The sequence below is a fragment of the Pseudomonas frederiksbergensis genome (genome assembly GCF_900105495.1).
Lineage (GTDB): Bacteria > Pseudomonadota > Gammaproteobacteria > Pseudomonadales > Pseudomonadaceae > Aquipseudomonas > Aquipseudomonas frederiksbergensis.
The window spans coordinates 2237158-2257530 of the sequence record NZ_FNTF01000002.1; the positions used below are offsets into that span (position 1 = coordinate 2237158).

Annotated in this window: 14 protein-coding genes and 2 pseudogenes; 7 read left to right on the forward strand and 9 right to left on the reverse strand. The window is 59.3% G+C overall.

What is annotated here, in order from left to right:
- Nucleotides 1-125: 125 nt before the first annotated feature.
- The gene (gene treR / locus BLW70_RS10585; protein ID WP_074873966.1) at nt 126-830 is read right to left on the reverse strand and encodes a trehalose operon repressor; all 705 of its coding nucleotides are present in this window, start codon (nt 828-830) and stop codon (nt 126-128) included.
- Nucleotides 831-1067: 237 nt separating this feature from the next.
- On the opposite strand from treR, the gene treP reads away from it, so the two are divergent.
- The 5 genes from treP (at nt 1068) to BLW70_RS10610 (ending at nt 8489) form a co-directional block, all read left to right on the forward strand.
- Nucleotides 1068-2510 carry a PTS system trehalose-specific EIIBC component gene (treP, locus tag BLW70_RS10590; protein ID WP_074873967.1) on the forward strand — a complete coding sequence of 481 codons (1443 nt, stop codon included), beginning with the start codon at nt 1068-1070 and terminating at the stop codon, nt 2508-2510.
- Nucleotides 2511-2624: 114 nt separating this feature from the next.
- Nucleotides 2625-4271, forward strand: coding sequence for an alpha,alpha-phosphotrehalase (treC, locus tag BLW70_RS10595; RefSeq protein WP_074873968.1), 1647 nt, complete (start codon nt 2625-2627; stop codon nt 4269-4271).
- 107 nt (nt 4272-4378) lie between these two features.
- Nucleotides 4379-5602 carry a maltoporin gene (locus BLW70_RS10600; RefSeq protein ID WP_074873969.1) on the forward strand — a complete coding sequence of 408 codons (1224 nt, stop codon included), beginning with the start codon at nt 4379-4381 and terminating at the stop codon, nt 5600-5602.
- Between the two features lie 62 nt (nt 5603-5664).
- Nucleotides 5665-8199, forward strand: coding sequence for a phosphoenolpyruvate--protein phosphotransferase (ptsP, locus tag BLW70_RS10605; protein ID WP_074873970.1), 2535 nt, complete (start codon nt 5665-5667; stop codon nt 8197-8199).
- Nucleotides 8200-8201: 2 nt separating this feature from the next.
- Nucleotides 8202-8489 (forward strand): PTS sugar transporter subunit IIB, encoded by a 288-nt coding sequence (locus BLW70_RS10610; protein WP_074873971.1) that lies wholly within the window; start codon nt 8202-8204, stop codon nt 8487-8489.
- A gap of 180 nt (nt 8490-8669) precedes the next feature.
- On the opposite strand, the gene BLW70_RS10615 is transcribed toward BLW70_RS10610, so the two are convergent.
- The 5 genes and pseudogenes from BLW70_RS10615 to BLW70_RS10635 all read right to left on the reverse strand — a co-directional run bounded on the left by BLW70_RS10615 (nt 8670) and on the right by BLW70_RS10635 (nt 15560).
- Nucleotides 8670-8993: a hypothetical protein gene (locus tag BLW70_RS10615; protein WP_074873972.1), complete on the reverse strand. Its 324-nt coding sequence runs from the start codon at nt 8991-8993 to the stop codon at nt 8670-8672.
- A 364-nt stretch (nt 8994-9357) separates the two neighbouring features.
- On the reverse strand, nt 9358-9996 hold the full coding sequence (locus BLW70_RS10620) for a hypothetical protein (RefSeq protein ID WP_074873973.1): 639 nt from the start codon (nt 9994-9996) through the stop codon (nt 9358-9360).
- Between the two features lie 17 nt (nt 9997-10013).
- Nucleotides 10014-10388: a hypothetical protein gene (locus BLW70_RS10625; RefSeq protein WP_074873974.1), complete on the reverse strand. Its 375-nt coding sequence runs from the start codon at nt 10386-10388 to the stop codon at nt 10014-10016.
- Nucleotides 10389-10435: 47 nt separating this feature from the next.
- Complete coding sequence (locus BLW70_RS10630; RefSeq protein WP_074873975.1) at nt 10436-10792, reverse strand: hypothetical protein; 357 nt, start codon at nt 10790-10792, stop codon at nt 10436-10438.
- Nucleotides 10792-15560, reverse strand: a pseudogene (locus BLW70_RS10635) (RHS repeat-associated core domain-containing protein). Before BLW70_RS10635 ends, BLW70_RS10630 begins: the two are co-directional and overlap by 1 nt.
- 305 nt (nt 15561-15865) lie before the next feature.
- Here BLW70_RS10635 and BLW70_RS10640 point away from each other — a divergent pair.
- Nucleotides 15866-17242, forward strand: a complete 1377-nt coding sequence (locus BLW70_RS10640) for a multicopper oxidase family protein (RefSeq protein WP_074873976.1) — start codon at nt 15866-15868, stop codon at nt 17240-17242.
- Nucleotides 17242-17736, forward strand: coding sequence for a tRNA adenosine(34) deaminase TadA (tadA, locus tag BLW70_RS10645; protein WP_046049260.1), 495 nt, complete (start codon nt 17242-17244; stop codon nt 17734-17736). The genes BLW70_RS10640 and tadA overlap by 1 nt, the downstream gene beginning before the upstream one ends.
- A 122-nt stretch (nt 17737-17858) precedes the next feature.
- Here the strand turns inward: tadA and cmoB are convergent.
- The 3 genes and pseudogenes from cmoB to BLW70_RS10660 form a co-directional block, all read right to left on the reverse strand.
- Nucleotides 17859-18814: pseudogene (gene cmoB / locus BLW70_RS10650) on the reverse strand (tRNA 5-methoxyuridine(34)/uridine 5-oxyacetic acid(34) synthase CmoB).
- The gene (gene cmoA / locus BLW70_RS10655; RefSeq protein ID WP_174553779.1) at nt 18811-19590 is read right to left on the reverse strand and encodes a carboxy-S-adenosyl-L-methionine synthase CmoA; all 780 of its coding nucleotides are present in this window, start codon (nt 19588-19590) and stop codon (nt 18811-18813) included. The pseudogene cmoB and the gene cmoA overlap by 4 nt, the downstream one beginning before the upstream one ends.
- 138 nt (nt 19591-19728) lie before the next feature.
- Nucleotides 19729-20373 carry a lysoplasmalogenase gene (locus BLW70_RS10660; protein ID WP_074873978.1) on the reverse strand — a complete coding sequence of 215 codons (645 nt, stop codon included), beginning with the start codon at nt 20371-20373 and terminating at the stop codon, nt 19729-19731.

Genomic DNA, 20373 nt, shown 5'->3' on the forward strand with positions numbered 1-20373 from the left:
CTTGAGAGGTGGTCGGGGCGCTCACTATCTCAAGGGGCATCGATTCCAGCTGTAAGGCACTGGGTCGCTGGCGGTGGTCAGTTGCTGACGCAAGACGTAGGAAATGATGAGTACCAGAGTCAGGCTCAGCGGCGCGCAATGTCAGAAAAGTAAAACTTGTCCAGCGTATGCCGCGACTCTGTGTATTCGAACTGCCGACCATCCTGCAAAAACGTCTGATTGCTGACCACGATCACATGGCTCTGGCCGTCGAGGTCCAGGTGTTGCTGATCGTCCTTGCTGCGGGGCACCGCTTCGATGGTGCGCTGGGCGTAGGCGATTTGCAGTTGCAAGGTCTGCTCAATGAAGGCGTAGATCGAGTGCTCGGCAATGTCCCGGGACAGGCCGGGGATCACGTCGCTGACGAAATGGTTGATGTCCAGGATCACGCGTTTACCGTCGATCCGCCGTACTCGCTTGATCCGCGTGATCTGGCTGCCGGCTTCGGCCTGGATGTGTTCCAGCAGCGTGCCCTCAAGGGGGATTTGAGTGAACTCGACCACCTCGGTGCTGACGTCGTTACCCAGGCGTGGATACGTTTCCTGAAAGCTGACGATCCCGCCGAGCTGGAATTCGATCGGGTTAGTCGACAGCACGAACGTGCCTTTGCCGTGAACCTTCTGCGCGAAACCGCGTTCCTGCAATTGCTCGATGGCCTTGCGCACGGTGCCGCGACTGGCCTGATAGCTGTCCATCAGTTCGGTTTCGGAAGGCAACCGGGCGCCGCGTTCCAGACGTTCGGTCGTGATGCTGGCAAGCAGATCGCTGTAGATCTGGTTGTATTTACTCATGGGAATGGCTCTATGCCGCGCTGTACTCAAGGCTTCGAACCTTAAGGGCAGGGTAGGGGTTTGTCCATGCGGCGTTAGGTTTCTTTGACTTTGGAGGTAGGAAACATCGCCGCCTGTCGGGTTCAGGATAAACAAATTCAAACTCGTCTGTACGAGTTGTTGCTTTAACTCGTACAGACGAGTACTTTTCGTTTCGGCGTGCTGCCAATAACAAAAAACTACAGCGGAAGAACAAGCATGAGCCACGACTATCCGAATATCGCCAGCGAGCTGCTGCAAAGCCTCGGTGGCAGCGACAACCTCGAGCAGGCCGCGCACTGTGTCACACGGTTGCGCCTGGCTCTTAAGGACCCGAGCCTGGTCAACAGCGCCACGCTGAACCAGATCGATCTGGTCAAAGGTTCGTTCTTCACCGGCGGCCTGTTCCAGGTGGTCATCGGTCCCGGTGAAGTGGAAAAGGTCTACGCCGAACTGCGCCGGCAAACCGGTCTCGCCGCCTCGACCATCGCCGACGTTAAACAAAAAAGCGCTGACAAGATCAACGCCGTGCAGCGTCTGGTGCGGGTGTTTTCCGACGTCTTCATGCCGATTCTGCCGGCGCTGATCATTGCCGGCCTGTTGATGGGCATCAACAACCTGATCGGCGCCAAGGGCATGTTCATCGAGGGCAAGACCCTGCTTGATGCCTATCCCAAGCTTGACGGGCTCTGGAGCCTGATCAACCTCATGGCCAACACTTCGTTCGTGTTCCTGCCGGCGCTGGTGGGCTGGTCGGCGGCCAAGCGGTTTGGCGGCAGCGAAATCCTCGGCATCGTGCTCGGTTTGATGCTCGTTCACCCCGATCTGCTCAATGCCTGGAACTACGGCAAAGCGGTGGCCGGGTTGGACGGGCAGAGCCTGCCGTACTTCGACATCCTCGGTTTGTTCCAGATCGAGAAGGTGGGTTACCAAGGGCAGATCCTGCCGATCCTGATGGCAGCCTACGTGATGAGCGTCATCGAAAAATGGCTGCGGGCGCGGGTGCCAAATGCGGTGCAATTGCTGGTGGTGCCGATCACCACCATCGTCGTCACCGGCGTGCTGGCGCTGGCCGTGATCGGCCCGGTGACCCGGCATCTGGGGATTCTCATCACCGAAGGCGTGGTCATGCTGTTCGACCTGGCGCCGATGGTCGGCGGGGCGATTTTCGGTTTGCTCTACGCGCCGCTGGTGATCACTGGCATGCACCACATGTTCCTCGCGGTCGACTTGCAGTTGATTTCCACCCAGGGCGGCACCTTCATCTGGCCGATGATCGTCATGTCCAACCTGGCCCAGGGCAGCGCGGCATTGGCGGTGTTCTACATGACCCGCAGTGTGCGGGATAAAAGCATGGCCTCGACCTCGGCGATTTCGGCTTACTTCGGCATCACCGAACCGGCCATGTTCGGGGTCAACCTGCGCTACAAATTTCCGTTTTATGCGGCCCTGATCGGTTCGGCCCTGGGCTGCATTTTCCTGTCGCTGAACAAGGTTCAGGCCTCGGCAATCGGCGTCGGTGGCTTGCCCGGTTTTATCTCGATCATCCCGCAGTTCATTCCGATGTTCGTGATCGGGATGGTGATTGCCATGGTCGTGCCGTTTGTTCTGACCTGCGGGTTGAGCATGAAGATTGTTCGGCCTGGGTATCGGGTTGCCTGACAGATCGCATTCGCGAGCAGGCTCCCACATTGGAACGCGATCAACTGTGGGAGCGAGCCTGCTCGCGATGAGGCCCGCAAGGCCAGTATCAAACCAAATTGAAGGAACTCAGTCATGCAAGACTGGCAACGTTCGGTGATCTACCAGATCTACCCGAAGAGTTTTCACAGCCACGCCGGCAACCCCACGGGTGATTTGCTTGGCGTTGTGGCCAAGCTCGATTACCTGCACTGGCTGGGTGTCGATTGCCTGTGGATCACGCCGTTCCTGCGTTCGCCCCAGCGCGACAACGGCTACGACATCAGTGACTACTACGCCATCGACCCGAGCTACGGGACCATGGCCGATTGCGAATTGCTGATCGCCGAGGCCGGCAAGCGCGGGATCAAGTTGATGCTCGACATCGTGGTCAATCACACCTCGATCGAACACACCTGGTTCCAGCAGGCCCGCAGCAGCCTCGACAACCCGTACCGGGATTTCTACATCTGGCGCGACCAGCCGAACAACTGGGAATCCAAGTTCGGTGGCTCGGCGTGGGAATACGAAGCCCAGACCGGTCAGTATTACCTGCACCTGTTCGATCACACTCAGGCCGACCTGAACTGGGACAACCCGAAGGTGCGTGCCGAAGTCTTCAAGATGATGCGTTTCTGGCGCGACAAGGGCGTCGGCGGGTTCCGTCTGGACGTGATCAACCTGATCTCCAAACCGGCGGACTTCCCCGAGGACAATACCGACGGTCGACGTTTCTACACTGACGGCCCGAACGTTCACGAGTACTTGCAGCAGATGCACCGCGAAGTGTTCGAAGGCCATGACCTGATCAACGTCGGCGAGATGTCTTCCACCAGCCTGGAGCACTGCATTCGTTATTCGCGACCCGAGTCGAAAGAGCTGTCGATGACCTTCAACTTCCATCACCTGAAGGTCGATTACCCGAACCTGCAGAAGTGGATTCGCGCCGATTTCGACTTCCTCGAACTCAAGCGCATTCTTTCCGATTGGCAAACCGGCATGCAGGCCGGCGGTGGCTGGAACGCGCTGTTCTGGTGTAACCATGACCAGCCTCGTGTGGTCTCGCGTTTTGGTCATGACGGCGAATATCGGGTGCTCTCGGCGAAGATGCTCGGCACGGCGCTGCATTTCCTCCAGGGCACACCGTTCGTGTACCAGGGCGAGGAACTGGGCATGACCAATCCGGGCTTCGATCACATCGATCAGTACCGCGATGTCGAGACGCTGAACATCTTCCGGCTCAAGCGCGAGGCGGGTGCGAGCGACGCCGACAACATGGCGGCGATCATGCAGAAGTCCCGGGACAACGGCCGTACGCCGATGCACTGGAATGCCGAGCCCAACGCGGGGTTCAGCGCCGTCGAACCGTGGATCGGCGTACCGGCGAACGCCGGGCAGATCAACGTTGCCGCCCAACTCGATGACCCGGATTCGGTGCTGCATCACTACCGTCGGTTGATCGCCTTGCGCCGCACTGAGGCGCTGATGTCCGACGGTGTCTATCGGCAATTGTTGCCCGAGCACACGCAAATCTGGGCGTACGTGCGTGAGGGCAATGGCGAACGGTTGCTGGTGCTGAACAATTTCTACGGCACGCCATGCGAAGTCGAACTGCCCGATGAAGTGATCAGCGAAACCATGGCCCAACGTTTGGTCATCAGCAATTACCCGGACTGCCCGACGCGAAATCGGCAGGTCCTCTTACGGCCTTATGAGTCGTTCGTGCTGCATATGACCGACTGACCGACCGCAAAAAAAACACCGACTCAAAAAAACACGCAGAACGCTGCGCGGGGGAGTTTTGCGCGCCGATTTTGCCGCTGCACACAATAAAAATAATGGGGTAGCTCTTGAAAACAACAATAAATCGCAGCCTTGTCATGGCGGGCATGTGCCTGGCTTTGCCTCTTTCGGCTCAGGCGCTGGAGTTCGCCGGTTACTTGCGAAGCGGCGTCGGCACCTCGGTCAACAGCGGTAAACAGCAGTGCTTCCAGCTGCCGGGTGCGCAGACCAAATACCGCTTGGGCAACGAATGCGAGCAGTACGCCGAACTGGAGTTGCGCCAGGATCTTTACACCCTGGACGACGGTTCGGTGCTGAGCGTCGACGGCATGGCTTCGTTGTACAACCAGTACGACAAGGACCTGACCTTCAACGGTGACAACGGCTCGGTGCGCCTGCCGCAGGCGTACGCGCAGTGGTCGAACATGCCAAGCCTCAACGGCGGTTCGTTGTGGGCCGGCCGGCGTTACTACAAACGGAACGATATTCACATTTCCGACTTCTACTATTGGAACCAGAGCGCCACCGGCGGCGGTATCGAGGACGTGCTGATTGGCGATCTGAAATACAGCTACGCCTTCTCGCGCAAGGACAACCTGTACCAGAAGGACTACATCAACCGACATGACTTCAACGTTGCCGGCTTCAACACCAACCCCGGCGGTGCGTTGGAATTCGGGCTGAGCTACATCGACAAACCCGACAGCCGCGACGCTCACCGTGGCTGGGCGATCACCACCCAGCATGTGCAGAAAGGCTTTTTGGGCGGCAAGAACAAACTGGCTTTCCAGTACGGCGAAGGTCCCGGCACGGGGCTGGGTTATACCGGTAACGTGAAGCTCGACGACAGCAACAAAAGTTACCGGGTGGTGGAGTTCTTCGACTGGCAGGTGACGCCGCGATTTGGCGGGCAGATCGAGGCGGTTTACCAGAAAGACATTCGCCCGGACGGCAGTGATCAGAACTGGATTTCCCTGGGTGTTCGTCCGGCCTATGCGCTCACCGAGCAGTTCAAACTGGTGACCGAACTGGGTCACGATCAGGTCGACGCCACGGGCGGCACGCGCAAGCTGAGCAAGTTCACCTTCGCCCCGACGTGGTCGCCCAAGGGGCCGGAATTCTGGGCGCGCCCGGAGGTGCGTCTGTATTACACCTATGCCAGCTGGAACGAGGCGGCCAAACGGGCGGCCAATGAACTGGCGGCGGGCTCGGCGTTGTCCGACACCGGCGCTTTCGGCACGGCGCGCCACGGTTCGAACGTCGGATTGCAGGTCGAGTACTGGTGGAAATAAGCGATGCTGTCGGAGCCTCGCGCTCCATCGGCACTTCAAAGAACAAAACAGCAGGTGACGTCATGGCCACACCCCAACAATTGCAACTGCACGCGCCCCTGTCCGGCGTATTGATGCCACTGGACCTCGTGCCCGATCCGGTGTTTTCCACCCGCGTGATCGGCGATGGCCTGTGCATCGATCCGACTTCAACGACGTTGTGCGCGCCGCTGGCAGGGGTTGTCAGCAACGTGCAGGCCAGCGGGCATGCGATCAGCATCACCGGCGAAAATGGCGTGCAGGTGTTGATGCACATAGGCCTCGACACGGTGAACCTCGCCGGGAAAGGCTTCACGCGGTTGGTGGAGGAGGGCCAGCAGGTTGACGTTGGGCAGTCGCTGATCGAATTCGATGCCGATTTCGTCGCATTGAATGCCCGCAGCCTGCTGACGTTGATGCTGGTGGTCAGCGGCGAGCCGTTCACTTGGCTGACGCCGGAAACGGCTGTGGTCGACAGTGGCCAGCCGTTACTGAGCTTGAAGCCCATCGAGCAGGCAACGGATGAGCCAGTGGCGGAAGCGGGCGAAGCAGTGTTTTCCAAACCGGTGACATTGGCCAATCCGAACGGTTTGCACGCCCGTCCGGCAGCGGTGTTCGCGCAGGCGGCGAAAGGTTTTTCGGCGAGTATTTATCTGCATAAACAGCAGGCGAGTGCGAACGCGAAATCCCTGGTAGCGATCATGGCGTTGCAGACGGCTCATGGTGACGTTGTGCAAGTCAGCGCGGCCGGCCCGGATGCTGAAGCGGCGATCAAGACACTCGCCGAATTGCTGGCGACTGGATGCGGTGAAGCGGGGGCGGCCCCGGCGCCGGTTGAGGCGGTTGCGATTGAGGCTTCATCGCTGACGGTGTTGCGTGGGGTGTGCGCATCGGCCGGGTCGGCGTTTGGCCAAGTGGTGCAGATAGCCGAACAACACCTGGACGTGAATGAATTCGGCGCCACACCACAGGTTGAACGCGATCATCTGTCCCGCGCCTTGGCCGAGGCGCTGCTGGCCCTGCAACAATTGCGTGACACCGCCGTTGGCAGTGCGCAGGCAGACATCTTCAAGGCTCATCAGGAATTGCTCGAAGATCCGGGTTTGCTTGAGGTGGCTCACGTGCAGATCGACGAAGGCAAAAGTGCCGGGTTCGCCTGGCGCGCGGCCACCGAGTCGGCGGCAACCGTGTTCAACAGCCTGGGCAATGCCTTGCTGGCGGAGCGGGCGGCGGACCTGGCCGATGTCGGCCAGCGAGTGCTCAAGCTGATCCTCGGCGTACAGGATCAGGCGATGGAGCTGCCTGAAGGGGCGATCCTGATCGCCGAACAACTGACACCGTCGCAGACCGCCGGGCTCGATACCCGCAAGGTACTGGGTTTCGCCACGGTCGGTGGCGGCGCTACCAGCCACGTCGCGATCCTCGCTCGGGCGTCCGGATTGCCGGCGATCTGCGGGTTGCCCGTTCAGGTGTTGGGGCTGGCCAACGGCACTCAGGTGTTGCTCGACGCCGACAAGGGCGAGCTGCACCTGGACCCGGATCTGGCGGCCATCGAGCAGCTGCAAGCCAACCGTCAGCGCCAGCAGAAACGCCATCAACATGAGTTGGCGCACGCCGCGCTGGCGGCGTGTACCCGCGATGGACACCACGTTGAAGTGACGGCCAACATCGCCTCGCTGGCTGAAGCGGAGCAGGCCGTGGCACTGGGAGGCGAGGGCGTCGGTTTGCTGCGTTCGGAGTTTCTTTATCTGGACCGCAATCATGCGCCGAGCCATGACGAACAGGCATCCACCTACAGCGCCATCGCCCGCGCCCTGGGGCCGGCGCGCAATCTGGTGGTGCGCACACTGGATGTCGGCGGCGACAAACCGTTGGCCTACGTGCCGATGGAGAGCGAAACCAATCCGTTCCTCGGCATGCGCGGAATTCGTTTGTGCCTGGAGCGCCCGCAGCTGTTGCGCGACCAGTTCAAGGCGATCCTGAACAGCGCCGGGCTGGCCCGTCTGCACATCATGTTGCCCATGGTCACGCAGCTGTCGGAGTTGCGCCTGGCTCGGCAGCTGCTTGAGGAAGAGGCGCTGGCTTTGGGCCTCACCGAACGGCCGAAACTGGGGATCATGATCGAAGTGCCGGCAGCGGCGCTGATGGCTGATCTGTTTGCGCCCGAAGTGGATTTCTTCTCGATCGGCACTAACGACCTGACCCAATACACCCTGGCCATGGACCGCGATCACCCGCGCCTGGCCAGTCAGGCCGACAGCTTTCATCCGTCGGTGCTGCGTTTGATTGCCAGCACCGTGACGGCCGCCCACGCCCATGGCAAATGGGTCGGCGTGTGTGGCGCCATGGCCTCGGAAACCCTGGCGGTGCCGTTGTTACTGGGACTTGGGGTGGATGAACTGTCGGTGAGCGTGCCGTTGATTCCGGCGATCAAAGCGGCGGTTCGCGAAGTGGATCTGCTCGACTGCCAGGCCATCGCCCAGCAAGTGCTGGGCCTGGAAAGCGCCGAGCAAGTGCGCGAGGCGTTGCGGCTGTATCACGAGGCGACGGTCGATACTTCACTGGTACTGGAGAACTGAACATGTTCGAGAAAATGCAGCGGGCGTTCTGGAAAGCATTGACCCCGGACCTGGTGGTGGATGAGCCGAAAGTGCTGGCTCAGCCTGTGTCTGCTCTGGCCCCGGACATCGTCGCCGCACTGGGCGGTGTGGATAACCTCAAGTCGCAGCAGCCTGTGGCGCTGACCCGGGTTCGGGTGGAATTGCGCGATGTGGCGCGGATGGATCGGCAGGCATTGAATGTGGCCGGTGTGCCAGGCGTCATGATGCTGGATGACGGGGTGGTGCACTTGATCACCGGCCTCCATTAACCCTGTGGCGAGGGGGCTTGTCGGAACGCCGCATCGCCCCGTTCGGCTGCGCAGCAGTCGTCAAACCAAGCCCAGCGGTGTGCCTGACAAATCCGCGTTGCTGGTTTTGGGGCTGCTTCGCAGCCCAACGGGGCGATGCGGCGTTCCGACAAGCCCCCTCGCCACAAAAGCCCTTCGTCGCTATTCCGAAGACCGCGCCTTCAACCGCCGCCCAAGAACATCCAGCACATCACACCCATCCCGCAATGGAATGGCACAGAGCAAAGCAAAATCACTGAGAAGGAAGGACTGACACTCGATCGAACCACGCATGGACAAGTTCTCCATCACCTGGGTGACGGCGCGAATTCGAAAGTTGGCAGCGTCATACAAAACATCCAGCGGCGCTTGGGTGTCGACGAACAGGGTTGGCATGTCGTCGCAATTGCTGGTGAGCGCCATGAAACGGTTTTTGGGGTGGGGGGGTGGTTTTTCGTAGGGTGGATCGGGGTGAATACTTTTCATTTTTAAACCTCTGGTAGAAGTGGAGCTACCATCGGGCCTTCCTACAGGCTTGGGTGGCAGCTATACGCGGGGTAGGAATATCGAGACCAGAGAACTCGACCACACCGAAGCGTGCCCGCGCACAGCCGCCGCAACTGATCTTACGGACGCACGTTGATGGCCGCAATTCAGGTGTCGACGCCGAAGCGTCCTCTCTAGTCTTGAAGGGTTCCTACACCCCGCCACTGAATTTTCAGTGACCACCAGAGACTATCGATGGAGAACATTTCACACCAGTTCATGGAAACCGATACGCGTTGAAGGAAACTTCCGATGATCTTGCCCAGAAATTTCGCGATTGTTGCGAGACTTCTAAACAGCTGAATCAGTCTGTGGTGCTAGCAATCAACGTGCTAATAGTTCGACGCTTGGGATTCCAGATCGTGAGACACCACACTCCCCACCACTCCAAGCCTGCATCAAAATAATTGCTCCATGACTCGACACGTTCGATGGTGTCGTCATCACCATGCAGACCTGTATTGAGCCGTTCGACCCAATTCACCACTGAGACATCATCTATTTCGCTTAACCCAAGGAGTTCGCACCATTTGAGAAAAACCGACTGTGCCTCTGTCTCTCCCCCTTTAAACCGAGCACGATATGGAGGATTTACAAAGCAGGCGTATAGCGCTAATCGCTCAAAAATATCGTCTTTATCAGTGGAAGTCAGATGCCGCACCTCATCCCGACTGAGTGGAGTAGCTATGGCATTTTCCAAATCCCAACTAATCAGCGGCTCCGGATAATCCTCATATTTTGGATCTTTGATGAGATTTTCGTGCCACTCCATCGCCTCTGTCATCAGCATCTCATGAAGCGCTATCAACGCCTGTCGATGCATGCTTTCACCAGCTTCAATCTCAGATTCCGGTGAAAGAACCACAAACTTGAACACGCATCCGGCGCTATCCATTCGTTCACGCAATGATGCAGTACTTTCTCTTTCAACAACCTTCAACAAAATAACCAACCTCTAAGTCAGAAAGAAACGTCTATTCGATCTACCTTAACTTTTACGAATCGCCCGTTCAGATGAGGATAGTCGTAGTGAATGTCCTGATCCGAAAAATCCACAAAAGATCGAAACACACTCCCATCCAAATACCCATAAAGCGCGCATAAAAATCCGTCATCTTTCATTTCTATCAGTGTAGTGATTGACTCCTCTGCCGCAGCAACTACATCAGTATCGGCAAGCACCAAATCGAATTCCACCTCACAGGTTTCTCCCATTTCAATTCTTGATGGGCAGTAGCTTGCGAAGTATTTAACTTTCAAGCCCTTAACGAGCAACAAGACCTCTTCTTCAACCACTGGACCTATTGCCAGCACTACGGCTTCATATCTAGTCATTCGCTGGCCTCGCTACCTTTCAAAAACGGACAAGTTCATCTACACTATTATTTATCATCGTCCTCAGACTTATAACGCTTCAAACAGTTAAGAAGAACTATCATAAACCCTCTCTGGTCCTTAACATTCTCATCAAAATAAGTGTCAATTTTTGAAAAAACCCCATCGAAATTGTCGCCACAACCTAAAAAATACTCCAAAGTATCAATAAGTAATTGCCGCTCTTTTTGGCTATAGATAAAAAACTCCGGACGCAGCAAGAGATCAAATAGCTCAGTGAGCGCATTCTCATCATTCACGTCCTTCGAAACTATTATTTCTTCCCTTTTCAGGTCACGTGTATTTTCTATATCAAAAACGAAAAGCAAACTACGTATATCCCAGATATCGTAAGAATTTTTCATTAGTCAAAATCCGTAAAAGCTGTTATAGGCTGGCCCGCTGAATTCAAGTAAACTACTGCTCTAGTTTGTTCACCGTACTGCAAGCCGTCTCTCTTAAATCCCTCTCCTATTTTTTTACCCATTTCAATTGGACGCTTGGAAGCATTCAAACCACTCTGTTTAAAAATCAACTGTGCGCGCTGTATCGCATTCATCTGATCGCGATGGCTGAGAAAGTGTGTCGCCGCAGAGGGTATTACGGGCTCGCCCGTTCGCCTTCCTCTCTCGTACCTATCTATTTCGCCGGTCCCAGGGTTCCTGCCTTCTTGCACTCGCTGAAGCTGGGACTGCAGAGTGGTTTGAGCCCCATGTCTCTGTAGAAAGTGGGCCTCATCAATTGAGTCTTCCATTTCTTTCAATCGCCTATGAATAACCGCCTCCGCCAATTCATCAATCCGCGCCCTACGCTGATCCCCCGTCAGCTTCGGCAGCGCCGGCTCACCCTCATCAACCCTAGCGCCAGTCGTATCATCCGGTGCCCCACACCCAGGCCTATTCGGTGGCGGACAGTTCCCGCTCAACCCCAACGGATCAACCCACCCCGTCGGATTCGGCGTGTACTGGTACTGATTCAGCCCACCCGCCAACTTGATCGGATCGGGCGTCAGGTACCGACCCACCTCCGGATCATAGTACCGATGCCGGTTGTAATGCAGGCCGCTCTCGGCGTCGAAGTACTGCCCTTGAAACCGCAACGGCTGCTCGAGTTGTTCTCCTCCACCGAACGCCAGGCGCGTGACTTGGCCGTAGGCGTTGTACGTCGCCGACCAGACGATGTCGCCGCTGTAATCGGTGAGTTCTTGCGGTGTGCCAAGGTGGTCGAGTTGGTAGTAGAACGGGCAAGCCTGGTCCGGGCCTTTGCCGTCGAGCATGGCCAGTGGGCGGAAGCTGCCGGGTTCGTAGACGTAGCTGCGGTAGTGCTCGCGGCTGCTTTCGGCGATGAGGTGGTCGCCTTGCCAGAAGAACTCGGTGGTTTTGCCGTCGACGGTTTTGCTGATGCGGCGGCCGAAGGCGTCGTAGCGGTAGGTCGCCTGGCTGCCGTTAGGCAGGGTGACGCCGATCAGCCGATGTTGGCAGTCGTAGCGGTATTCGGTGACGCGTTTTTGCCCGGTGCCGCGGCGTTCGCGGATCAGGTTGCCGAAGGCGTCATAGTCGTAGTGGCGGTCGCCTTGCCTCAGCAGGCGGTTGCCTTTGACGGTGGACGGGCCGGGACGATCGTGCATCAGCAGGTTGCCAGCCGGGTCGTGGGCGAAGCTTTCCGGGGGTTGATCGCGGGTGTGGCGGACGCCGATCAGGCGGTTGAGCGGGTCGTAGTGGTAACTGCGTTGACCGTGTCGCGTGTCGGCAATGTAGTCAAGGTTGCCGTTGGCGCTGTAGGCATAGTCACGGCGATACAGCTGACTGACCGCGTGGGCCTTCAAGCGGCCCTGATCGTCGTAGGCATATTCGCTGAGCAACTGCCCCTGCTGGCGTTGCTGTTCGCGGCCGAAGGCGAACTGGTGATCGCTGAGCCGCGCGCCGTTGAGGTCGATCGCGGTCAGCGCGCCGCCCCGGGCGTGGTGGTAATCGAGTTTGCTGCCGTCCGGCAGGCGCAGGCGATTCAGTTGGCCGCAAGCGTCGTAGCCATAACGCAACGTGCCCCAGCCCTGATGCTCGGTGATCAGCCGGTCCTGCGGGTCGTACTCGAATTCCAGCGGATGGTCGTGGCCGTCGTCGACGCTGACCAACCGGCCGAGGCGGTCGTAGCGGTACTCAACCTGGCTGCCGTCGGGCAGGGTTTTGACTCGCAGGCGGCCGGCCGAATCCCGCTGGTAAGCGGTCAGCCGCTGCGAGCCGTCCTCGCCGAACTCGGTTTTCTCCAGCAGCTGGCCATTGAGGTCGTAGGCGTACGCCGTGCGTTGGCCGTCGAAGCCGGTTTCCTGTCGGATCAAACCATTGGGCGTGTAGTCCAGGCGATAGGTTTCGCCGGATTCGTTTTCGATTGCCGTGAGCAACAGCTGGGCGTTGTCGTAGCGGTAGCGCAGCTGGGTGCCGTCGGGATTGAGGCGGCGGCTGACCAGGTGCAGGTCGTCGAGGTATTCGTAGCGGGTGACGCGGCCCAGTTCATCGCGTTCGGCGGTGATCTTGCCATAGGCGTTGTAGCTGAACGCGCGGCTGGCGCCGCTAGGCAGTGTGGTCTGGAGCAGTCGGCCCACGGCATCCCACTGGTAGCGGGTGACGGCGCCATGTTCGTCCTGACGGGTAAGCTGCCGCCCCAGCGCGTCGTAGGAAAAGCGCCGCCGGCCGCCGTCCGGCAAGGTCTCTTCGAGCAGTTGCCCCAGGGCGTTCCAGACGAACACGTGCCGGCTGGTGTCCGGGTAGCGGATCGACAGCAGTTGCCCTTTGTCGTCGTAGTAATAGTGGCTGACCTGGCCGTCGGGGTCGCTCGCTTCGGTGATGTCGCCCTGGGCGTTGCGCTGGTATGTCCACACCGCTTGACCGCGGTACCGCGCCTGCAGGAAACCGTTGCGGTATTCGTAGGCCGTCGGCTCGTCTTCCGGCGGAATCAGCGCGATCAGCCGTCCGACTTCGTCGTAACGGTATTCGGTGACGGCGCCGAGCGGGTCCTGCTCGGCCAACAGCCGACCGTGGTCGTCGTAGGCCTTGAGGTGTTCGCCGCCGTCCAGCCCGACCTTGCGCACCAGCCGCGCCCGGTCGTCGTGTTCGTAAACCTCTTCGCTGCCGTCGGCGTTTTTAACCCGCACACGGCCGTGGTCGTCCCAGACGTAACGCGCGTCCATCTGCGCAAACGACGCCCAATGCCGGACACATCGGGCCGCCTTACCGGACCTTTCCCACTCCCAGAAGAAACTCGCCCCACCGGCCAACTGCCGCTGCAGGATGACGTGCTGATCGTCGTAGTCGTAGCGCTCGCTTTCGCCAGCGGCATTGGTGGCTTCGATCAAGCGATGACGAGCGTCGTAGCGGTAGGCGACCAGTGTTTGCTCGGTACGCCAGGCGTCTTCCAGGGTGTCGGCCGGCTGAAAACGCTGATAGTCGATGGCGAGCAAATGGCGGCGGTCATAGCGCAACAGAAGGGAGCGCCCGGCGCCGTTGTCGAGGCGTTTGATCCTGTCAGAAATGTCCCGTTGCACCGTCAGCCGATTGCCGTAGGCATCGCTGATCGCCGTCAGACGCCCGGCACGGAAATGGAAAAACCGCGATTTTTCCCCCGCCTGGGCGAGGATCAGTTCTTCCGGCTCGTCACCCAGATAAATCGCCGCCCGCGACAGGCTGTTGTGAATCGCCGGACGCTCGATATTCGGTAACGGAAAGGTGGTACGGCGGTTTTCGTGGTCGATCCAGATAACGCTGTCGCCCTCGATTTCCAGTCGATGCGACAGCGAATGACTCCAGCCAAACCCGAGCCCGCAATCGATCTCCACCGCGCTGGTGCGATAGAGCCGGGTGAACTCGAACGGCAAAATCCCGTCCAGCGTACCGTCGTTGAGGGTCAGCAGTTCCTCGCCGGTGACCATCGACACCGGGCATTTATTGGTCGCGGTTTTATCGACGGAATCGACGCTGTCGCCGTTGGGGTTTTTCGCCTGATCCGGGGCGTCGTCGTGGTGTTCGTCTTTTTTCAGCGTGGTATTGCGCTTGGCATCCCAGCGCAGCTGCATGCGGCCTTTTTTCAGACCCGCAACAACGCCGCGTGCGGCGACTTTTTTGTAGCGGTCGACGTAGGCGGTGAAGCTGTTGATGATGCTGAAAATCGCTTTGACGAAGCCTTGAACAGCCTCAACGATCCGCGCGCCATAGTTCGCAAGGCGCATACCCAGGTAGGCAATGCCCGCACCTGCACCGGCAAAAGTCAGGACAACCCCGATCAGAATGTCGATGAGCAACTGCACGACTACCGTCGACACGGCCTCGGCGGTTTTGCCGGCGATCTCGCCGGGCGGCAGCATGTCCAACCAGAGGCTGGCGGTGCGTAGCAGCAGGTACAGCGCCGCTTCGTCACTGGCCAACAGTTGGGCTTTTTCCATGACATCGGGGGCGGTTTGCGCGAGTTTCTTCAGTTCTGCGGCGCTCTCGCCCAACCGCTCACCAAACTTCCCGGGATCCTTGAGGATGTCCGACAGCAGACCGATGCCGTCCCACACGCCCTCGATTGCCGCCCAACTTCCCGCGAGCAATCCATTGCCTACAGCAACCGAAGAAGACTCCGGCCACTTCGGCTTAAACGACTTCCATTCATCACGCAGCCATCTCTCAAGTTCCTTCGTCAGGCCGTTGTAGGAAGAGAAAAGATCTTCAACGTGCTGCGGTGTGACTTCGTGGTGGACGTGAAGGCGGTAGAACTTGCCCTCATCCCCCATGAACGTCCCTTTGCCATTTTCATCAAGGGTGACAAGCGTCGTTTCGCCGCTCTCCAGCGCAATCACATCGACCTGAATATTCCCCACGGGGATGTCATAAACCGATTCAAACTTGCTCTCGATTTCCAGCAATCCACCTTTCGGGCACTGCACGACGGTGGATAAAAACTCGTCATCGTCGCTGCTGACAGCGGTGCTGGCGTTGCCGAACCGGATGATCCGCTCCATGCCCATCAACGACGGCAGATCAGCGGCGCGGCTGGCCGTGTCCGCCGCTTGGCTGAACCAGTGTTTGAGCTGTTCACGGTAGAGGGACAGGGTGCCCGGAAATTGTCGAGTTCCTGTTCGATACGGGCGACGTGCTCCATCAACGCACCGAACGACAGGAGGCGGGGTCAAAGACCGGGTCAAACATGAACAATCCCTCGCGCAGAAAATTAGGCGCGGGGACTTTGCGGGGGATCAATCAGGAAAGAAGTAGGGAAAGGTGGGAATTGATGTAGGGCAATTCCTTTATTAACAGCGCTTCGCAGCCGAGCAAGAGCAAGCTCCCTCGCCACAAGGGTGATGTGCGGCCCTTGGTCACCCTTACTGTTTCTCATCCGCAGGTGTATCGTATTCGCCTTTTACAGGCCCCCCGTGCCTGTCGCTGATACGTGAGGTAGTTGAGTTCATGTCCTTTACCCGTCGCCAAATCCTCGGTGGCCTGGCCGGTCTTGTTGTCGTTGGTGTCGGAGCGGGGGGCGCGTCGCGGTACTGGTTGGGCAAGATGGCCGACGCCGACGCGGGCCACGACTACGAGCTGATCGCCGCACCGCTGGACGTTGAACTGGTGGCCGGGCACAAGACCGAAGCCTGGGCGTTCGGCCCGTCGGCGCCGGGCACCGAGTTGCGCGTGCGTCAGGGGGAATGGCTGCGGGTGCGCTTCATCAACCACCTGCCGGTTGCCACCACCATTCACTGGCACGGCATCCGCCTGCCACTGGAAATGGACGGCGTGCCCTACGTCTCGCAGCTTCCAGTGCTGCCGGGCGAATACTTCGACTACAAATTCCGCGTGCCCGACGCCGGCAGTTACTGGTATCACCCGCATGTGAACAGCAGCGAGGAACTGGGTCGCGGGCTGGTTGGCCCGTTGATCATCGAAGAGCGCGAGCCTACCGGCTTCAAGTACGAAAAGACCTTGAGCCTCAAGAGCTGGCACGTCGATGAAGAGGGCGCTTTTGTCGCGTTCAGCATTCCTCGCGAAGCGGCCCGTGGTGGCACGGCGGGGCGCCTGTCGACCATCAACGGTGTCGCGCAAGCGGTGATTGAATTGCCCGCCGGGCAGATCACCCGGGTGCGCCTGCTCAACCTCGATAACACCCTGACTTACCGCCTCAACATCCCTGGCGTCGAAGCGCAGATCTACGCGCTGGACGGCAACCCCATCGAACCGCGGCCGTTGGGCAAGGAATACTGGCTCGGCCCGGGCATGCGCATTTGCCTGGCGATCAAGGCCCCGCCGGCCGGTGAAGAAATGTCCCTGCGCAATGGCCCGGTACGCCTGGGCACGCTCCGTTCGGTGGCGAACGCCGATGCACCGACCGAGTGGCCACCCGCACTGCCCGCCAACCCGGTGGCCGAGCCGGACCTGGCTAACGCGGAGAAACTCAACTTCAATTTCGAATGGGTAGGCTCAGTGTCGGTGAACGTCGACAATGGCAAGCCGCCGAGCCTGTGGCAGATCAACGGCAAGGCCTGGGACATCACCGACAAGACGTGCGCCGACCGCCCGATTGCCAAGCTCGAGAAGGGCAAGAGCTACATTTTCGAATTGAAGAACATGACTCAGTATCAACACCCGATTCACCTGCACGGCATGAGTTTCAAGGTGATTGCGTCGAACCGGCACAAGGTTATTCCGTATTTCACGGACACCTACTTGCTGGGCAAGAACGAGCGCGCGCAAGTGGCGCTGGTGGCGGATAACCCTGGGATCTGGATGTTCCACTGCCATGTGATCGACCACATGGAAACCGGCCTGATGGCCGCCATTGAGGTGGCCTGATGCGTCAGATACGCCCGACAGCAATCATTGATCGCAGCCGTGATCGTGACTTCATGCGTGAAGCCCTGGCCCTGGCCGCCCAAGGCGCGGCGCTCGGTGAAGTGCCGGTGGGTGCGGTGCTGGTGCAGGATGGTGAAATCATCGGTCGGGGTTTCAACTGCCCGATCAGCGGCAACGACCCGAGTGCCCACGCCGAGATGGTGGCGATCCGCGCTGCCGCGTTGGCCGCCAGCAACTATCGTCTGCCCGGCAGCACGCTGTATGTAACGCTTGAGCCATGCAGCATGTGCGCCGGGCTGATCGTGCATTCGCGGATTGCGCGGGTGGTGTATGGGGCGCTGGAGCCGAAGGCCGGGATTGTGCAGAGTCAGGGGCAGTTTTTTACCCAGGGATTCTTGAACCACCGGGTGCTGTATGAAGGCGGGGTGTTGGCCGAGGAGTGCGGGGCGGTGTTGAGCGAGTTCTTCAAGGCCCGAAGAGCCAGTAGAGACTGATCGTTCCCACGCTCCGCGTGGGAATGCATCCAGTGACGCTCTGCGTCACATCCGCAAGGGACGCGGAGCGTCCCGGGGCGGCATTCCCACGCGGAGCGTGGGAACGATCATTGGAAGGGGATTTATTTGCGGGCGACGATGACGGCGCGCATCGGCGCTGGCAGCCCTTCAATCGTCTTGCTGTGATCTTGCGGGTCAAGGAAATCGCTCAGCGACTGATACTTCATCCACTCCGTCCCGCGCTGTTCCTCGACCGTCGTCACGCTCACGTCCACACAGCGAACATCCGTGAACCCGGCGCGGCGCAGCCACAGTTCCAGCGCGGGCACTGATGGCAGGAACCACACGTTACGCATCTGTGCATAACGGTCTTCCGGTACCAGCACCTGTTGCTGATCGCCTTCAATCACCAGCGTTTCCAGCACCAGTTCGCCGCCCTTGACCAAGCAATCCTTCAGCGCCAGCAAATGCTCGATCGGTGAACGACGGTGATAGAACACCCCCATGGAGAACACCGTGTCGAAGCCTTCCATGTTCGGCGGCAGGTCTTCGAACGGGAACGGCAGGTGCCAGGCGTTGGGTTCGGACAGGTAGCGCTGTACCGCCTGGAACTGACAGAAAAACAGCCAGTTCGGGTCGACACCAATCACACTGTCGGCCCCGGCACCGAGCATGCGCCACATGTAATAGCCGTTGCCGCAGCCGACATCGAGGATGCGTTTACCCTTCAGATCCAGATGCGGTGCAACACGCGACCACTTCCAGTCCGACCGCCATTCGGTATCGACGTGCACGCCAAACAGATCGAACGGCCCTTTGCGCCACGGCGATAAACCCATCAGTGCGGTGCGCATCTGAACGCGGGTTTCGTCATCGCAATCGGTGTCCAGCGTCAGGCCATTCAGTAAATCGACGACCTTCGGCTGAATCTTCGGCAAGGCGTCCAGCGCACTCTGCCAGCGCTCCAGATCGCCGTGACCTTTTTCCATTTTCTTGTCGAGTTGCGCCTGCAGGGTGTTCGCCCAGTCGGCCAGCGGAGTACCGGCCAGACGGCGGGCGAGGGGGAGAGATCAATCATGGCAAGGCAATCAACGAGGCAAAGTTAAGACACTGGAACCACGGCACGACTTTCGAGAACCCGGCGGCCAGCAAGCGCTCGCGGTGTTCTTCGAGGCTGTCGGGCTTCATGACGTTTTCGATGGCGCTGCGCTTCTGGGCAATCTCGAGTTCGCTGTAGCCATTGGCGCGTTTGAACGCGACGTGCAGGTCGGTGAGCAGCGCATGTTCTTCGGGGTCGTTGAAGCGCAGCTTCTCCGAGAGGATCAACGCACCACCGGGCAGCAGCGATTGGCGGATGCGCGAAAGCAACGCGGTGCGCTGCTCCGGGGCGATGAATTGCAGGGTGAAGTTCAGCGCCACCACCGAGGCTGGCTGGAATTCGAGGGCCAGGATGTCGCCTTCGATCACTTCCACCGGCAGCAACTCCTGGAACATCGAGTCCTGACCGTTGAGGTATTCGCGGCAGCGTTCGACCATCGCCGCCGAGTTATCCACAGCGATGACGCGGCAACCGTCGGTGCGCACGTGACGGCGCAGAGCCTGGGTCACCGCGCCGAGGGACGAACCGAGGTCGTAAAGCACGCTGTTGGGCTGGGCGAATTGCGCGGCAAGTACGCCCAGGTTTTCAACGATGGTCGGATAACCTGGCACCGAGCGCTTGATCATGTCCGGGAACACCCGCACCACGTCCTCGTTAAAGGCGAAGTCAGGCACCTGGGCCAGAGGCTGGGCGAAAAGGCGATCGGGTTCTTTGCTCACGGCGGTTCCAGCGGTGTAGGTGGAAAAGGCCGGCATTTTAGCCAAATTGACGGGGTTACGCACTGATCGTTCCCACGCTCCGCGTGGGAATGCATCCTGTGACGCTCTGCGTCACGCTTGCGCAGGGACGCGGAGCGTCCCGGGCGGCATTCCCACGCAGAGCGTGGGAACGATCTATTGGGGGCGGTGAGCGGATTGAGAAAAGGCCGACGCCGCAATCCCCCATTGCCCCAACCAATAGCTGAGGATGATGACGTAAGGCGCGGCATGGAATGGCATCACAAACCGATTAATGCCAATCACGCTGTCCGAAAACACAAACGCCACCGCACCTGCGGCCGCCAGCAACGCCGAGCGCTTGGGCACATCGGTGCCGAGTCGGGCCAGGGCGCGCCAGAGCATGGCGCTGATGGCCAGACCGTAGACGATCACCGGGATCAGCAGCGGCCCCAGGTCATTGGAAATCAGAATCCCCAACAACACCGCGCCGACGCCCAACGCGATGATCAGTGGCAATAGCGCCAGTCGCCGGCAATCACTCAAGTAGGCCTTCAGGTACGCCAGGTGCGCGACCAAAAACGCGCCGAGTCCGAACACAAACAAGTCCCCGGGCCATGCCAGCAACACATCGCCAACCAGAGAGAAAATCAATCCAAGGCTGATCCAGCGCCGATATTCGCTGGGCGGTGCGTCATGCAACCAACCGAGCAGCGCCAATACCGGCAGCGGCTTGACCAGCAGGCAGAGCAACGCTGCATGCACACTGACGCCGTAGAGGAACGTCACCGCGCCCATCAGCGCCAGAATCAGCCAGCCCAC